Annotated in this window: 12 protein-coding genes; 4 read left to right on the top strand and 8 right to left on the bottom strand. The window is 68.7% G+C overall.

Annotation, left to right across the window (positions count from 1 at the left end; all coding sequences use genetic code 11):
* Nucleotides 1-64 precede the first annotated feature (64 nt).
* The 3 genes from recX to lexA form a co-directional block, all read right to left on the bottom strand.
* The gene (gene recX, locus MNQ95_RS11810) at nt 65-628 is read right to left on the bottom strand and encodes a recombination regulator RecX (RefSeq protein WP_162410681.1); all 564 of its coding nucleotides are present in this window, start codon (nt 626-628) and stop codon (nt 65-67) included.
* 125 nt (nt 629-753) lie between these two features.
* The gene (recA, locus tag MNQ95_RS11805) at nt 754-1785 is read right to left on the bottom strand and encodes a recombinase RecA (RefSeq protein ID WP_162410682.1); all 1032 of its coding nucleotides are present in this window, start codon (nt 1783-1785) and stop codon (nt 754-756) included.
* Between the two features lie 171 nt (nt 1786-1956).
* On the bottom strand, nt 1957-2610 hold the full coding sequence (gene lexA, locus MNQ95_RS11800) for a transcriptional repressor LexA (protein ID WP_162410683.1): 654 nt from the start codon (nt 2608-2610) through the stop codon (nt 1957-1959).
* A 100-nt stretch (nt 2611-2710) separates the two neighbouring features.
* Here lexA and MNQ95_RS11795 point away from each other — a divergent pair, with 100 nt between their 5' ends.
* The 3 genes from MNQ95_RS11795 to MNQ95_RS11785 all read left to right on the top strand — a co-directional run bounded on the left by MNQ95_RS11795 (nt 2711) and on the right by MNQ95_RS11785 (nt 4231).
* Nucleotides 2711-3247 (top strand): hypothetical protein, encoded by a 537-nt coding sequence (locus MNQ95_RS11795; RefSeq protein ID WP_241952986.1) that lies wholly within the window; start codon nt 2711-2713, stop codon nt 3245-3247.
* Nucleotides 3248-3500: 253 nt separating this feature from the next.
* Complete coding sequence (locus MNQ95_RS11790; RefSeq protein ID WP_241952985.1) at nt 3501-4019, top strand: hypothetical protein; 519 nt, start codon at nt 3501-3503, stop codon at nt 4017-4019.
* On the top strand, nt 4019-4231 hold the full coding sequence (locus MNQ95_RS11785) for a helix-turn-helix domain-containing protein (RefSeq protein WP_162410686.1): 213 nt from the start codon (nt 4019-4021) through the stop codon (nt 4229-4231). The genes MNQ95_RS11790 and MNQ95_RS11785 overlap by 1 nt, the downstream gene beginning before the upstream one ends.
* Before the next feature lie 2 nt (nt 4232-4233).
* Here the strand turns inward: MNQ95_RS11785 and ubiB are convergent, their stop codons facing one another.
* The 5 genes from ubiB to MNQ95_RS11760 form a co-directional block, all read right to left on the bottom strand.
* Nucleotides 4234-5916: a 2-polyprenylphenol 6-hydroxylase gene (ubiB, locus tag MNQ95_RS11780; RefSeq protein WP_162410687.1), complete on the bottom strand. Its 1683-nt coding sequence runs from the start codon at nt 5914-5916 to the stop codon at nt 4234-4236.
* Between the two features lie 40 nt (nt 5917-5956).
* Entirely contained in the window at nt 5957-6454 is a 498-nt protein-coding gene (locus MNQ95_RS11775; protein ID WP_162410688.1) for a CinA family protein, read from the bottom strand.
* Between the two features lie 427 nt (nt 6455-6881).
* On the bottom strand, nt 6882-9425 hold the full coding sequence (locus tag MNQ95_RS11770; RefSeq protein ID WP_241952984.1) for a TonB-dependent receptor: 2544 nt from the start codon (nt 9423-9425) through the stop codon (nt 6882-6884).
* 208 nt (nt 9426-9633) lie between these two features.
* On the bottom strand, nt 9634-10653 hold the full coding sequence (locus tag MNQ95_RS11765) for a cation diffusion facilitator family transporter (RefSeq protein ID WP_162410690.1): 1020 nt from the start codon (nt 10651-10653) through the stop codon (nt 9634-9636).
* A 62-nt stretch (nt 10654-10715) separates the two neighbouring features.
* Nucleotides 10716-11924 carry a dipeptidase gene (locus MNQ95_RS11760; protein ID WP_241952983.1) on the bottom strand — a complete coding sequence of 403 codons (1209 nt, stop codon included), beginning with the start codon at nt 11922-11924 and terminating at the stop codon, nt 10716-10718.
* A gap of 180 nt (nt 11925-12104) precedes the next feature.
* Here MNQ95_RS11760 and mutS point away from each other — a divergent pair, with 180 nt between their 5' ends.
* Nucleotides 12105-14732 (top strand): DNA mismatch repair protein MutS, encoded by a 2628-nt coding sequence (gene mutS / locus MNQ95_RS11755; protein WP_241952982.1) that lies wholly within the window; start codon nt 12105-12107, stop codon nt 14730-14732.
* Nucleotides 14733-15068 lie beyond the last annotated feature (336 nt).

Genomic DNA, 15068 nt, shown 5'->3' with positions numbered 1-15068 from the left:
GACTAAAGGGTAGCAGAGGCCGGGAGTCACGGTCCGGGGCAGGCCCGGTCCGGATACCCGCGACTCAGTCGTCCGGGTCCCAGCGCGTGGCCGCGCGGATGCTGTCGCCATCGAAACCGCGCCGGGCCAACAGGTCGGCGGCCTTGCGCCGCTGCTGCAGATCGCCTGGGCCCGCGGGGCCGAAGCGGCGGCGGACCAGGTCGCGGGCGTTGGCCGCCCAGTCGCCTTCGTAGCTGTCCAATGCGGCGGCGACGGCTTCGGCACCCAGGCCATGCGTGCCCAGCTCGGCGCGTATGTAGAAGGGCCCATAGCCGCCAAGCGCGCGGCCCCGGACCAGCGATTCGGCGAAGCGACGGTCGTCCTGCCAGCCCTCGCCGGCCAGGCGTTCGACCGCAGCAGCGGCTTCGCCGGCATCCACCCCGCGCGCGGCCAGCTTGCGGGTCAGCTCCTTGCGCGAATGCTCGCGCCTGACCAGCAGGCCAAGCGCACGCTGCACCGGGGTGGGCTCGGGTCGCTTCCTGCGCCGCGTGGAACCGGCCGGCGCCGAGGCTTCGGCCGCTCCCACCTGACCCTCGTCGTCCTGCGGCCGGTGGTCCTGGGGCGAATCGTCGTTTGAATGCTGGGTCATGGTTCCGCTGGAAGATGTGCGCCGTCCCTGGCGCCTGCCCTCCTGGCTTTCAAGGACCGTTCCCCGCCGGCACGCCACTGACAGCGCACCGCCGGGGAACGGACACCCGTTGCCGGTCGCCCGGCTTACTCGTCGTCGCCTTCCTCTTCGCTGCGCACCGCTTCGGCCGGCTGGAATTTTTCGCGCAGCTCGGATTCCAGCTTCGCAGCCACCTGCGGGTTCTCGCGCAGGTACTGGCGCGAGTTGTCCTTGCCCTGGCCGATGCGCTCGGTGCCGTAGCTGTACCAGGCGCCCGACTTCTCGACCAGCTTGGCCTCAACACCCATGTCGATCAGCTCGCCCTCGCGGCTGATGCCCTCGCCGTACAGGATCTCGGTGATCACCTGCTTGAACGGGGGCGCCAGCTTGTTCTTGACCACCTTGATCTTGGTCTGGTTGCCGATGATCTCGTCGCCCTTCTTGATCGCACCGATGCGGCGGATATCCAGGCGCACCGAGGCATAGAACTTCAGCGCATTGCCGCCGGTGGTCACTTCCGGGCTCTGGCCCGGCATCATCACGCCGATCTTCATGCGCAGCTGGTTGATGAAGACCACGGTGGTGTTGGAGCGCTTGATGTTGCCGGTCAGCTTGCGCAGCGCCTGGCTCATCAGACGGGCCTGCAGGCCCGGCAGCTGGTCGCCCATCTCGCCTTCGATCTCGGCTTTCGGGGTCAGCGCGGCGACCGAGTCGACCACGACGATGTCGACCGAGCCCGAGCGCACCAGCATGTCGGCGATCTCCAGGGCCTGCTCGCCGGTGTCGGGCTGCGACAGCAGCAGATCATCGACCTGGACGCCCAGCTTGGCAGCGTAGATCGGGTCCAGCGCGTGCTCGGCATCGATGAACGCCGCGGTACCGCCGCGCTTCTGGCACTGGGCGATGGCCTGCAAGGTCAGCGTGGTCTTGCCCGACGACTCCGGGCCGTAGATCTCGACCACCCGCCCGCGCGGCAGGCCGCCGATGCCCAGGGCGATGTCCAGCATCAGCGAGCCGGTAGGGATGATTTCCACCGGTTCGATGACCTTGTCGCCCATGCGCATCACCGAACCCTTGCCGAACTGCTTGTCGATCTGGCTCAGGGCTGCTGCAAGTGCGCGCTTCTTGTTCTCGTCCATCGGGGTCGTCCTCGGGTGTCAGTGGTGTGTTGCGAAGTCTGGGGTGGCCCGGTCGCACAGGCTGCGACGTCGGGCGACGGGATCGAAATTAGTCTTGCCGCCAGTCCGGGACCATCGCCGCAGGCCGCGGCCGGGTGTCGGAAAATGCCCCGCCGTGAGAGAAAACCGGCATCAGCGGTTCGGCCGGACCAGGCCGCAGTACAGCCCCTCGATGGCGAAGTCCTGGTCGGGCAGAACCTCGATCGGGGCGTAGTCCGGGTTGCGCGGCAGCAGGCGGATGCGGTCCTTGCCGATCTTCAGCAGCTTGACCGTGATCTCCTCGTCCACCCGCGCCACCACGATCTGGCCCGAACGTGCGTCGCGGGTGCGGTGCACGCCGATCAGGTCGCCGTCGAAGATCCCCTCGTCGCGCATCGAATCGCCCTGCACCTTGAGCAGGTAGTCCGGCGAGGGTGAGAACAGCACCCGGTCCAGCACCAGGAAGCTCTCGGCCATGTCGGCCGGCACATCGGCGCCGATCGGAGTGCCGGCAGCGACCCGGCCCAGCACCGGCAGGCGCAGCGCGTCGTCGTTCATGGCCGGCGGCAGCGCCAGTCGGGCCTGTGGCGGCAGCGGTGCGACCTTGACCCGGATGCCGCGGGCGCGGCCGGGCAGACGCTCGATCGCCCCCGCCGCTTCCAGCGCCTCCAGGTGGTACTGCGCCGCGCGCACGCCCTTGAAGCCGAAGGCGCGGGCGATTTCGGCCTGCGAAGGCGGCATGCCCTCCGCTTCGATCCGCTCGGCGATCAGGGCAAGGATGGCTTGCTGGGTATCGGTCAGGTCCATGGTTAGTAGTAATACTACTAACGAAGACAGCCCACAAGCTCTTGAAATGATCACTCGATGTAATTTATGTTTCACATAAATTATTCAACGAGATGAATGAATGACTCGGTCGTCGCACCTCGGTTTCGGACTCATCCTGACGTGCCTGGCACTCGCTGGCCTGCTCGGTTCCGTGTTCGATGTGGCCTCTTCGATCTTTTTCATCGCAGCCGGGGACCTCCAGCCCCCCGTACTCGAGGTCGGCCTCCTCTCCAACGACTATGTCGGGCTCGCCGGCCACCCCGCCGCACGCACGATCGCAATCGCCGCGCTCGCGGTGGGGACGCTCGGAAGCCTTCTGCCCTGGTTCGCAGTTGCGGAACTGGGCTGGCGTCTGTGCGCGCACCCAGTGATCTCTCCCGCGACCGGCGCCGCCTTCCGCCATCTCACTTGGGCCCTGGCTGCCTGGGCGCTGTTCCAGGCCGCGGCCTCCGCTTTGCTCCTGCTTGCCTGGAATCGATACGAAGTCGAGACCTCGCTGAACATCAACACGAACGGATTGCTGCCCACCATCGTGGCGATCGTCACGGCCTGGTGCATCGCGCTGTTGATCGCGCGCGCCGTGGCGGTTGCCTGTGAGAACGAGGCCTTCGTCTGATGCCAAACCTGGTGTACCCCGATGCACTGCTGGAGGCCGCAGCTGGCGACGGCAAGGGCGCGGACCGACGCCATCGACATCAACCCAGACCTGCCTCTCTCTGCCGGCCTGCCCCGGCGCGCGCAATTCGATTTGCACCGACGCATCTGCGCCGGATGAAGCCAGCCCCCTGACGAACCGGGGCACCCTTTCCAATCACCAGCGAGCCTATGGACACCAGGACTTACATCATCAACGGGCAGTACATCCGCAAATGCGGACGGATCGTTTCGATCCTTGCCACCTCGGCCAGATCGCGCTCGTCTACTCGCTGGTGCGGGTCCCCTGGGTTCTCTATTGGATTCAGGAGCCGGTAACAGGCATGCAACCCGTGGAGTTCATGCGGCACGCCTACCTACGGGGCGAATTCGCATCGCTCAACCTGCTCGGCATGATCAAGACCGCCGTCGCGGCGGCATCTTTGGAATTCGTCCGCCGCCTGGGCACCCACCTTTCCAGCGCCTCACCCCTTGGCGACCGCACCGCGCGTTCCCTGGGTAACCTGCGCTGGCCATGCTTGGCGATGTCGATCGCGCTGTCGTTCACTGCACAAGTGCTGACCGACTGCTGGCTTTCAAAGACCTCGACCCTCGAGTTCAGGAACTTCGTCGATCTCGATTTCAGCGCCGGCCCCCTGTATTTCGGGATCCTCGGACTGATCGGACTCACCCTGCTTCAACGCATCATCCAACAGGCGTTGATCCTGAAGACCGAAAGCGAGAGCTTCGTCTGATGCCGATCATCGTCAACCTCGACGTGATGCTGGCGCGGCGCAAGATGAAGTCGAAAGACCTGGCCGACGCGATCGGCATCAGCGAGACCAACCTCTCGCTGCTCAAGCAGGGGCACGTCAAGGGCGTGCGCTTCGGCACGCTGGAGGCGATCTGCAAGGCGCTTGAGTGCCAGCCTGGCGACCTGCTCGAATATCGTCCGGACGGCGACTGAGCTCAGCGCCGCCCGCTGCGCCAGATCGACAGCAGGATCCACAACCCGGTCAGCGCGGCGCCGATGAAGCCGGCCACGCCCAGCCCGAGCAGCCAGCGGCTGGGGACGCCGCCGCCGGCGCTGTTCATCACGATCGACGAGCCGATCACCAGCGCGGCGGTGACCACGCCCATCGTCAGCCGGTTGGCGGCGCGATCGACCTGCTCGCCGAAGGCTTTCAGCGAGGTCACCTCGATCTGCATGTTCAGGCGCCCGCGTCGCGCGGCGCGCAGCAGCCGGCGCAGTTCGCGCGGCAGGTCGCCGGCCAGCTCCAGCGCGTCGATCGCGCCACGGCGTCCGCGGCGCAGCAGCGCGCGCGGCGACCAGCGCGCCAGCATCACCTTCTCCACGTACGGACGCGCGGCGCCGGCCATGTCGAAGTCCGGGTCCAGCTGGCGACCGAAGCCCTCCAGGGTCAGGAATGCCTTGATCATCAGCGCCAGGTCCGGCGGCAGGCTCAGGCCGTGGTCGCGCAGGATCGTGGTCACGTCCAGCAGCATCGCGCCCATCCGCAGGTCCTTCAGCGGCACCCCGCGGTACTGGTCGACGAAGGCGCCGATGTCGGCCTGCAGGCGCGTCTCGTCGGCCTCGCCCGCGCCCTCGCCCCACTCCAGCAGCACGTCGGTCACCGCCTGCGCCTCGCGCTCGACCAGGCCGTGCAGCAGCTGCACGATCTGGAAGCGGCGCTGCTCGGACACGCGCCCGACCATGCCGAAGTCGATCACCCCGATGCGTTCGCCGGACAGGTAGAAGATGTTCCCCGGGTGCGGGTCGGCGTGGAAGAAACCGTCCTCCAGCACCATCTTCAGCACGATGCCGGCGCCGACCTGGGCCAGGTGCTTACGATCCATTCCCGATGCGTCGACCGCGGCCAGGTCCGGGCCGGGAATGCCGGCGACGAAGTCCTGCACGTTGAGCCGCTCGCTGGTCCACTGCCAGTGCACGCGCGGCACCACGATCTCCTCATGGCCGGCGAAATTGGCCGCGATGCGCTCGGCGTTGCGGCATTCGGCGGCGAAATCCAGCTCGCGGCGCAGCGACTGCGCGAACTGCTGCACCACTTCGCGCGGGCGGTAGCGCTGCAGGTCCGGCGCCTGCGCCTCGACGATCTCGGCCAGTCGCGCCAGCAGGCGCAGGTCCGCTTCCACGGTGTCGCGGATGCCGGGCCGCCGGATCTTCAGGACGACGGCGGTGCCATCGACCAGCCAGGCGCGATGGGTCTGCGCGAGCGAGGCGGCGGCCAGTGGCGTTTCATCGAGCTGCGCGAACACCGCTTCCGGTTCCGCCCCCAGGTCTTCGACCAGCTGCGCGCGCACCCGCTCGAACGGCAGCGGCGGCACCGCGTTCTGCAGCTTGCCCAGTTCGCCGATCCACTCCGGCGGGAACAGGTCCACGCGCGTGGCCAGCACCTGGCCGAGCTTGACGAAGGTCGGGCCCAGGTCCTCCAGCGCGCGGCGCACGCGCTCGGGTGGGGCCATGTGCGCCATCGCCTGCGGATCCTGCCAGTGCAGCAGGCGCCCGGCGCGTTCCAGCGCGCCGGCCAGGCCGATGCGCCGGACCATGTCGCCGAAGCCGTAACCGACCAGGACCGATGCGATCTGCTGCAGCCTGCCCAGGTCGCGGACGGTGCCGAGGGTCTCCCACATCAGTGCGTACTCCGCGACCGGGCGAGACGGCCCGCGCGGCTCACGGCAACAGCTCCGCGATCCCGGCCAGCGCCTGGCCCACCGTCTGCCGCCGGACCGCTTCGCGGTCACCCTCGAAATGGAACACCTGCGCGCGCGCATAACCGCCGCGTCGCTTCCAGGCGATCCAAACCGTGCCCACCGGCTTGTCCTCGCTGCCGCCGCCCGGACCGGCGATGCCGGTGACCGCCACGGCCACGCTGGCGCCGGAATGGACCAGCGCACCGGAGACCATCTCGATCGCCGTCTCGCGGCTGACCGCGCCGTGTTCCTCCAGCGTCTGCGGACGCACGCCGAGCAGGCCCTGCTTGGCCTCGTAGCTGTAGACCACCATCCCGCAGTCGAACCAGTCCGAGGAGCCGGCGATGTCGGTCAGGCTCTTGGCGATCCAGCCGCCGGTGCAGCTTTCGGCCGTGACCAGGTGTTCGCGGACGGCACGCAACCGCTTGCCGAGGGCATCGGCCTGTTCGCGCAGCTGCGCATCGGAAGGAATCGGCATGTGGGGAGGCGCTTGGGGGGATGCGGACGTTTTAGCCCAAACGCTCCCCCCTGTCTGCCCGCAGGCCGCTGGCAACCGCCCCTGTGCCACCCGCGCACGCCCCCAGCCACGACAGCTTTCGCCCTGTAACCGCCGCACACCTCCGCTCACCGGTGCGAATGCCCCTGGAGGCGAAATCAAGGAGGAGGCGATGGCCGCAGGCCGTCGCCGGGGGACATTCGCCTCCAGGGGCATTCGCACCGGTGCACCAGCCACCTGCCCGGCCCTGCGCTCGCTGACCCGCAAAGAACACGGAGCGCCGAAGCGCCCCGGGCAAGAGAAAGGGGCCGCCAGGACGGCCGGGGCAAATAAAGGAGCGCCAAGGCGCCCCGGACAAAAAAGAGGGGCCGCCATGGCGACCCCTCCCTGTCCATCCCTGCCCGCGCGATCAGTAGCGAACGCGCAGGGTCACACCGTACAGCCGCGGCGAACCCAGGAAGGCGTTCCACGAACCGGTCTGGATCGGCGCGTCGATGCCCACCTGCTTGTAGGTCTCGTCGGTGAGGTTCTGGCCCCACAGCTCCAGCGTCCAGCGCTGGTTCACATCGCCGAGGCCGATGCGCGCATTGACCAGGGTGTAGGCGTCCTGCAGCTTCTCCGGATCCAGGTCCGAACCGGTGTTGTACTCGGACATGTACTTGGCGCCGATGTTGAAGCGGCCGACCAGGCGAGAGCCCATGTCCCATTCGTAGGTGACGTTGGCATTGCCCGACCACTTCGGCGCGAAGCTCATCTGGCTGCCCGGCAGCAGCACCAGGCCCGCGTCGGGCAGCACGTCGTCGCCGTACTGGGTATCGGCATAGACCAGGCCCGCCTGCATCGACAGGCCGTCGATGCCGGTGTTCCAGAGCATTTCCGCATCCAGGCCCTGCGAGGTCACCTTCGGGATCGAACGGACCACGAAGCTGGTGCCCAGGAAGCTGTTGAGCTGGAAGTCGGTGTACTCCTGGTAGAACAACGCCGCGTTCAACAGCAGGTTGCCGCCGGCCCAGGTGGTCTTGGTGCCCAGCTCGAAGCTGTCGACGAACTCGCCCGGGAACGAGGTGTCGTCCACCGGCAGGATGCCCTGGGTGCCGCTGGACAGGCCGTTGGAGGACTGCACGCGGTCGAGGTTGAAGCCGCCCGCCTTGTAGCCGCGCGCGTACGAACCGTAGGCCATCACGTCATCGCTGAAGCTGTAGGCCAGCTTCAAGGTGCCGGACCACTCCTTCTCCGAACGCTCCTGGTCGGTGGCGCGGCCGTTGTGGGCCACGTTCGCCCACGGCAGGCAGGTGAAGCCGATCACCTGCGGCGCGATGGTCGGCACCGCGGCGGCCGGCACGCCGCGCGAGACCAGCGCCGCGCCGATGCGCTGCAATGCCGCCGGGTTGACCTGGCCGTTGGGCAGGAAGTACGAGGCGCAGGCCAGGCTGCCGTTGGGGTTGGTGTAGTTGGACTCCAGCGTCTTCTTTTCGTTGGTGTAGCGCAGGCCGACGGTGACGTCGAACGCGTCGGTGGCGTGCCAGGTGTTGTTGGTGAAGATCGCGGTGCTTTCGGCGTTCTGCTTGTAGGTGTCGAGCGTGGCCAGGCCCGGGAACAGCGTGCCGAACGGACGGCCGGTGGCCTGCGACAGGAACAGCGGCGCATCCGGGCGCAAGGCCAGCGCCGGGTTGATCTGGCCGATCAGCGCAGTCGACAGGTACGGCTCGTAGGCGCGGCCGTAACGGTAGGTCTCGTTGCGGTCCAGGTCCTCGTTCGAATAGAACAGGCCGACCATCCAGTCGATGCTTTCGCTGGACCCGGTCAGGCGGAATTCCTGGCTGAAGGTCTTGAACTTCGTCAGCGACTCGTCCTCGTCCGGCGCGCGGTACAGCACGTCGGCGGCGCTGTAGTCGAAGTCGAGCCCGTTGATCGCCTGCCACTCGCGCGAGGCGGTGATGGAGGTCAGCACCGCTTCATTGGCCCACGGCGTGGTCCAGTTCACCTCGGCCTGGATGCCCTTGTCCTTGATGTCCTGCTCGGTGCTGCGGTTGCTGTAGGCCAGGCGACGGTCCGGGTCGGCGACCGGGATCACCGCCTCGCCACCGGGGGTGAGCGCATTGAGGATGGCCGCGGTCGGACCACGCACGGTGGTGACGGTGACGCAGCAGTTCTCCTCGCGGCTGGTGTAGTCGGCGGCGAACACGACCTCGACATTGTCCGACGGCTCCCACAGCAGCTGGCCGCGCAGGGTGTGCATGTTCTGGTCGCCGTCGTCGGTCCGGTTGCGCGGGCCGTTGGCGATGCGCACGTCGTCGACGCCGTCGCGCGTGCGCTGGGCCGCGTAGATGCGCAGCGCGGTCTTCTCGCCGAGCGCATCGTTGTACGCGCCGGCCAGGCCGAGCGCGCCGTAGTTGCCGAGGGTCACTTCGCCTTCGGCACTCTGCGTGTAGCTCGGGCGGCGGGTGATGACGTTGATCACGCCCGCCGATGTGTTCTTGCCGAAGACGGTGCCCTGCGGGCCCTTCAGCACTTCGATCCGCTCCAGCTCGCCCAGGTCGGTGAAGCCGACGCTGTTGCGCGCGCGGTAGACGCCGTCGACGACGATGCCCACCGACGATTCCAGGCCGGCGTTGTCGCCCACCGTGCCGATGCCGCGGATGCGGGCCACGGTCTGCGCCGCGCTCTGCGTGCTGGTCACGGTCAGGCCCGGCACCAGCACCTGCATGTCCTTGATGTCGCGCACGCCGGTGTCCTGCAGCAGCTGTTCGCTGAGCACGTTCACCGTGATCGGCACTTCCTGCAGTGCCTGTTCGCGCTTCTGCGCCGTCACGGTCATGGTCGAGAGCGTCACCGGCTCTTCGGCCGATGGCGCCGGCGTGGCGGCCGACTGGCCGCGTGCGGCAGGAATGGCCGACAACGCGGCGACCACGGCGATCGCCAGTCCAGTGTGCTTAAAGGTTGCGCAGGCCATGGTTCCCTCCCCAGGGTAATTTGATGGCGGATGTTCTCTTTCTGCGGTAACGCCGGTGCGCTCGTCAGGCGGCGGAACCGGACCATTCGGACCGGTATCCACACCCGGACGTTAAACCCGCTTCACAAATAGCGCATTTTGCGGTGCGGCGATACGCAGAAGGCCGATTAAGAATGGAGGCCTTGGCTCACGGCATTGCCGAGTTCACTCAGGCGTGACTGCGGTCACAGTTGGTGCCGCCGCAGTGATCCTCGCCCGCGGCTTCCATCTGCAGGGTCACGTGCACGATCCGGTGGCGCTGCTCGAGCATCTGCTCCAGCTCGCGGCGGACGGCAGCCCCTTCCGCGCCTTCGGCGAGGACCACGTGCGCGGTCATCGCCGGGGTGCGCGATGCAAGCGCCCACACGTGCAGGTCGTGCATGCCCGTCACCTGCGCATGCGCTTCCAGGTCCGCGCGCACGGCGGCGAGGTCCACTCCCGGGGGTACGCCTTCCATCAGCACGTTCAGTGCCTCGCGCACCAGCACCCAGGTCCGCGGCAGCACCCACAGGCCGATCATGACCGCCAGCAAGGGGTCGACCCACAGCCAGCCGGTGAAGCGGATCACCAGCGCCGCCACGATCACGGCCAGGGAGCCGAGCATGTCGCTCCAGACCTCCAGGTAGGCGCCCTTGACGTTGAGGCTCTGCCCGCTGCCCGCCTGCAGCAGGCGCATCGAGACGAGATTGCAGGCCAGGCCGAGCAACGCCACCACCAGCATGCCCGCGCTCGCGACCGGCATGGGGGCGCGGAACCGGTGCCAGGCTTCCCACAGGATGTAGCCGGCCAGCACGAACAGCATCGAACCATTGGCCAGCGCGCCCAGCGCCTCGAAGCGGACATAGCCGTAGGTCCGCTTCGCGTCCGGCGGCCTGCGCGCCAGCCGTACCGCGACCAGGGCGATCGCCAGGGCCAGGGTATCGGTGGCCATGTGCGCGGCATCGGAGAGCAGTGCCAGGCTGTTGGTCAGCCAGGCGCCGACCACCTCGGCCACCAGCACGGTCGCGGTAAGCCCGAGCGCCCACCACAACGGCCGTTCGAAGCGGATCTCCGAGGGCACGTGGGTGTGGCCGCCTGGCCCGTGGTGGTGGCCGGCGTGGCCGTGCGCATGTCCATGCGCGCGCTCGCGCGAGTCGCCGGGATGGCGGTCGGCACCATCGTGGTGATCGTGATCGTGGTCGTGGTCCATGCCTTGCACTATCCGGTCGGGCCTGCCTGGAAACTATTACATCCCCGCGCCGCGACCCGCGCTCAATCCTTCGACCGCGCGCTCCCTGCCTCGACCGCCGACCACACGCGCAGCAGGTTGCCCCCCAGGATCTTCTTCAGGTCCGCGTCCGAATAGCCGCGCGCCTGCAGGGCGGCGATCAGGTTGGGATAGTCGGCGACGGTGCGCAGGCCCTCGGGCAGGTTGCCCGACACGCCATCGAAGTCCGAGCCCAGGCCGATGTGGTCGATGCCGACCAGCTTGACCCCGTGGTCGATGTGGTCGACCACCGCCTCGATCGCGGTCGGACGCGGCGGGTGCGTGCGCTTCCACTCCTTGTTGAACGCGGCCTCGTCTTCTTCCGGCCGGCCGGCGGCACGCGCGGCGGCATTGCGCTTCTCCAGCTCGGCGTCGGCCTGGAAATAGGCCTGGGTATCGGCGGCCATCTGCGGATTGACGAAGGCGCTGCCGAAGGTGACCTGGACCACGCCGCCGCGGGCCGCGATCGCCTTGGCCAGCTCGTCGCTGAGGTTGCGCTCGAAGCCCGGGGTGAAGTGGCGGAAGCCCGAATGGCTGGCGATCACCGGCACCGTGCTCAGCTCGACCGCCTGGCGCACCGCGTCGTCGGACAGGTGCGAGACGTCGACCATGATCCCGAGCCGGTTCATCTCGGCGACCACCTTCCGGCCGAACGGGCTCAGTCCCTGCCACTGGCGCTGGAGGCCGTAGGACGAATCGCTGATCCGGTTGCTCTCGCTGTGGGCCAGGGTGATGTAGCGCACGCCGCGCGCATGGAAGCGGGCCAGCTCGGCCAGGTCGTCGCCCAGGGGCGCGCCGTTCTCCATGCCCAGCGCCAGCAGCACGTGGCCGTCGGCGCGCAGGCGGTCGACGTCGCCGGGCGAGTCCAGCAGGGCGAAACGGTCCGGGTGCCGGCCGACCATCGCCTCGACCGCGTCGATCTGCTTGTGCGCGATGCCGCGCGCGGTGCCTGCGCGGTCCTCCCCGGGGGAGGTGTAGATCGACATGAAGGCCACGTCCAGCCCGCCTTCGCGCGCGCGCGGGTAGTCGAACTCGCGATCGGGCGTGAGCTCGCCCAGGTCCCTCCAGCCATCCATCAGTTCGCCGGGCGCATCGATGTGGGTGTCGACGATGACGGCCTCGCGGGCCAGCTGGTGCGGGTCGGTGGCGGCGCCGGCAGCGAAGGCGTGGCCGGCGGCGAGCAGCAGCAGGCAAGCGGAACGGCGGATGGGCATGTGGACTCCTGCATGGATCGGAAAGCCCGATCCTAACGCGACCGGCGGCGGCACGACCCTGCCGGACGCCACGGATCGGGGCTTGCGCGCACCACTGCCACCGACCTCCACCGCGCCGCCGCCAGGCCGCCGGCGCGCGCAGGCCATTACAATCGGCGGCCCTGCCCCACCGCCGCAGCAATGGCCAAGCCCGTCGACACGTCCGCAGCAGCCCCCGAACACACGCCGCTGATGAAGCAGTTCTTCGCGGCCAAGTCCGACTATCCGGACCTGCTGCTGTTCTTCCGCATGGGCGACTTCTACGAGCTGTTCTACGACGACGCGCGCAAGGCCGCGCGCCTGCTCGACATCACCCTGACCCAGCGCGGCAGTTCCGGTGGCGCGCCGATCCCGATGGCCGGCGTGCCGGTGCACGCCTACGAGGGCTACCTGGCGCGGCTGGTCGCGCTGGGCGAATCGGTGGCGATCTGCGAACAGATCGGCGACCCGGCGCTGGCCAAGGGCCTGGTCGAGCGCAAGGTGGTGCGAATTGTTACTCCCGGCACGGTGACCGACGAGGCGTTGCTGGACGAGCGCCGCGACACCCTGCTGATGGCCGTGTCGCGCGGGCGCTCGGGCTATGGCCTGGCCTGGGCCGACCTGGCCGGCGGCCGTTTCCTGGTCAACCAGGTCGAGAACGACGACCAGCTGCTCGCCGAACTGGCGCGGCTGGAACCGGCCGAACTGCTGGTACCCGACGAGGAAGGCCTGCCGCCGATGAGCGCCGGCGCCCTGCGTCGCCGCCCGCCGTGGCTGTTCGATCCGGACAGCGGCCGCCGCCAGCTGCTGCGCTTCTTCGGCCTGCACGACCTCACCGGCTTCGGCATCGAGGACAAGCCGCTGGCGGTGGCCGCCGCCGGCGCCCTGCTCGGCTACGTCGAGGAGACCCAGAAGCAGCAACTGCCGCACCTGACCGCCATCGCCCTGGAGACTTCGGCCGATGCGATCGCGATGAACGCGGCCACGCGTCGCCACCTGGAACTGGACACCCGCGTGGATGGCGATACCCGGCACACGCTGCTGGGCGTGCTCGACTCGACCATCACCCCGATGGGCGGGCGCCTGCTGCGGCGCTGGCTGCACCGGCCGCTGCGCGATCGCGCCGTGCTGGGCGGACGCCACCATGCGGTGGCCACCCTGGCCGGCAGCGGTGGCGACAGCGGACTGCGCGACGCCTTCCGCGGCCTGGGCGACCTCGAACGCATCCTCACCCGCGTGGCCCTGCGCTCGGCGCGGCCGCGCGACCTGTCCACGCTGCGCGGCGGCCTGGCGATGCTGCCGGAACTGCGCGCGCAGCTTGCGCCGCTGGATTCGCCGCGGCTGCAGGCCCTGGCCGCGGAGATGGGCCAGCACGACGCCACCGCGCAGCTGCTCGCCGGCGCAGTGAATCCGCAACCGCCGCTCAAGCTGGCCGACGGCGGGGTGATCGCCGAGGGCCACGACGCCGAGCTCGACGAGCTGCGCCGGCTTTCCACCCACGCCGACCAGTTCCTGGTCGACCTGGAAGCGCGCGAGCGCGAGAGCAGCGGGATTGCGACCCTCAAGGTCGGCTACAACCGCGTGCACGGCTACTACATCGAGATCAGCAAGGGCCAGGCCGACAAGGCGCCGGTGCACTACACCCGCCGCCAGACCCTGACCGGCGCCGAGCGCTACATCACCGAGGAACTGAAGGCGTTCGAGGACAAGGTGCTGTCGGCGCGCGACCGTTCGCTGTCACGCGAGAAGTTCCTGTACGAAGCGCTGCTGGATTCGCTCAACGGCGTGCTCGAACCGCTCAAGCGCTGCGCCGCCGCGCTCAGCGAACTGGACGTGCTGGCCGGCTTCGCCGAACGCGCGCAGGCGCTGGACTGGGCGCGCCCGGAACTGGTCGAAGCACCCTGCCTGCGCATCGAACGCGGCCGCCATCCGGTGGTCGAGGCGGTGCGCGAGGAACCGTTCGAACCCAACGACCTGATCCTGCACGCCGAGGCCGATGACAATCCCGACATGCCGCCGCGGCGCATGCTGGTGATCACCGGCCCGAACATGGGCGGCAAGAGCACCTACATGCGCCAGAACGCGCTGATCGTTTTGCTGGCGCACATCGGCAGCTTCGTGCCGGCCTCGCGCGCGCAGATCGGCCCGATCGACCGCATCCTCACCCGCATCGGCGCGGGCGACGACCTCGCCCGCGGCCAGTCGACCTTCATGGTCGAGATGGCCGAGACCAGCTACATCCTCCACCACGCCACCGCGCACTCGCTGGTGCTGATGGACGAGATCGGCCGCGGCACCTCGACCTACGACGGCCTGGCCCTGGCCGACGCGGTCGCCCGCCACCTGGCGGCGGTCAACCGCTGCTGGACGCTGTTCGCCACGCACTACTTCGAACTGACCGCGCTGGCCACGCCCGACAGCGGTATCGCCAACGTGCACCTGGACGCGGTCGAGCATCGCGACAAGAAAGGCGAGGAGACGCTGGTGTTCATGCACGCGGTCAAGGACGGCGCGGCCGACCGCAGCTTCGGCCTGCAGGTGGCCGCACTGGCCGGCCTGCCGAAGACGACGCTGCAGCAGGCGCGCCGTCGCCTCGCCGAACTCGAGCAGCGCGGCCGCGAATCGCATGCGTCGGAAATGGCCCCGCAGGCGTTGGACGCGCCGCAGCAGTTCGGCCTGTTCGCGGCCGCGCCTTCCGCCGCGCAGGAAGCCCTCGCCGCGCTGGATCCGGACGAACTGACGCCCAAGCAGGCGCTGGAAGCGCTGTACCGGCTGAAGTCGCTGCTGTAGGCGCCGCTGCGGACACCGCACGCCATCGCGCCTACGGAGCTGCTCCGACACGCATGGGTCCAGACCGTCGGATCTCCCTGCAGGCGCATGTCCACTTCAGGCCGGAAGTGGACCTGAAGGTTGGCTCAGCTGGAACTTCCGCTCCCGGCCAGAAGCAGACATTGGCGCGCCGCGCTCGGATAGGAAGGTCGAATGCTGTGCGGCTCGCGATGACCGCTGGCAAGCCACTCGACCCGCCATTCTGTGATCCGCCCCCCTTTCACTCACTCGAACATGCCCGGGCTCGGCTCGTTGATCGATTCGCGCTGGCGGACCAGGGCCAGGAGCAACTCAGCA

Source organism: Pseudoxanthomonas daejeonensis (genome assembly GCF_022637495.1).
Taxonomy (GTDB): Bacteria; Pseudomonadota; Gammaproteobacteria; order Xanthomonadales; family Xanthomonadaceae; genus Pseudoxanthomonas; species Pseudoxanthomonas daejeonensis.
Note: the sequence above shows the minus strand (reverse complement) of the source record. Positions and strands in the feature narration are given on the sequence as shown.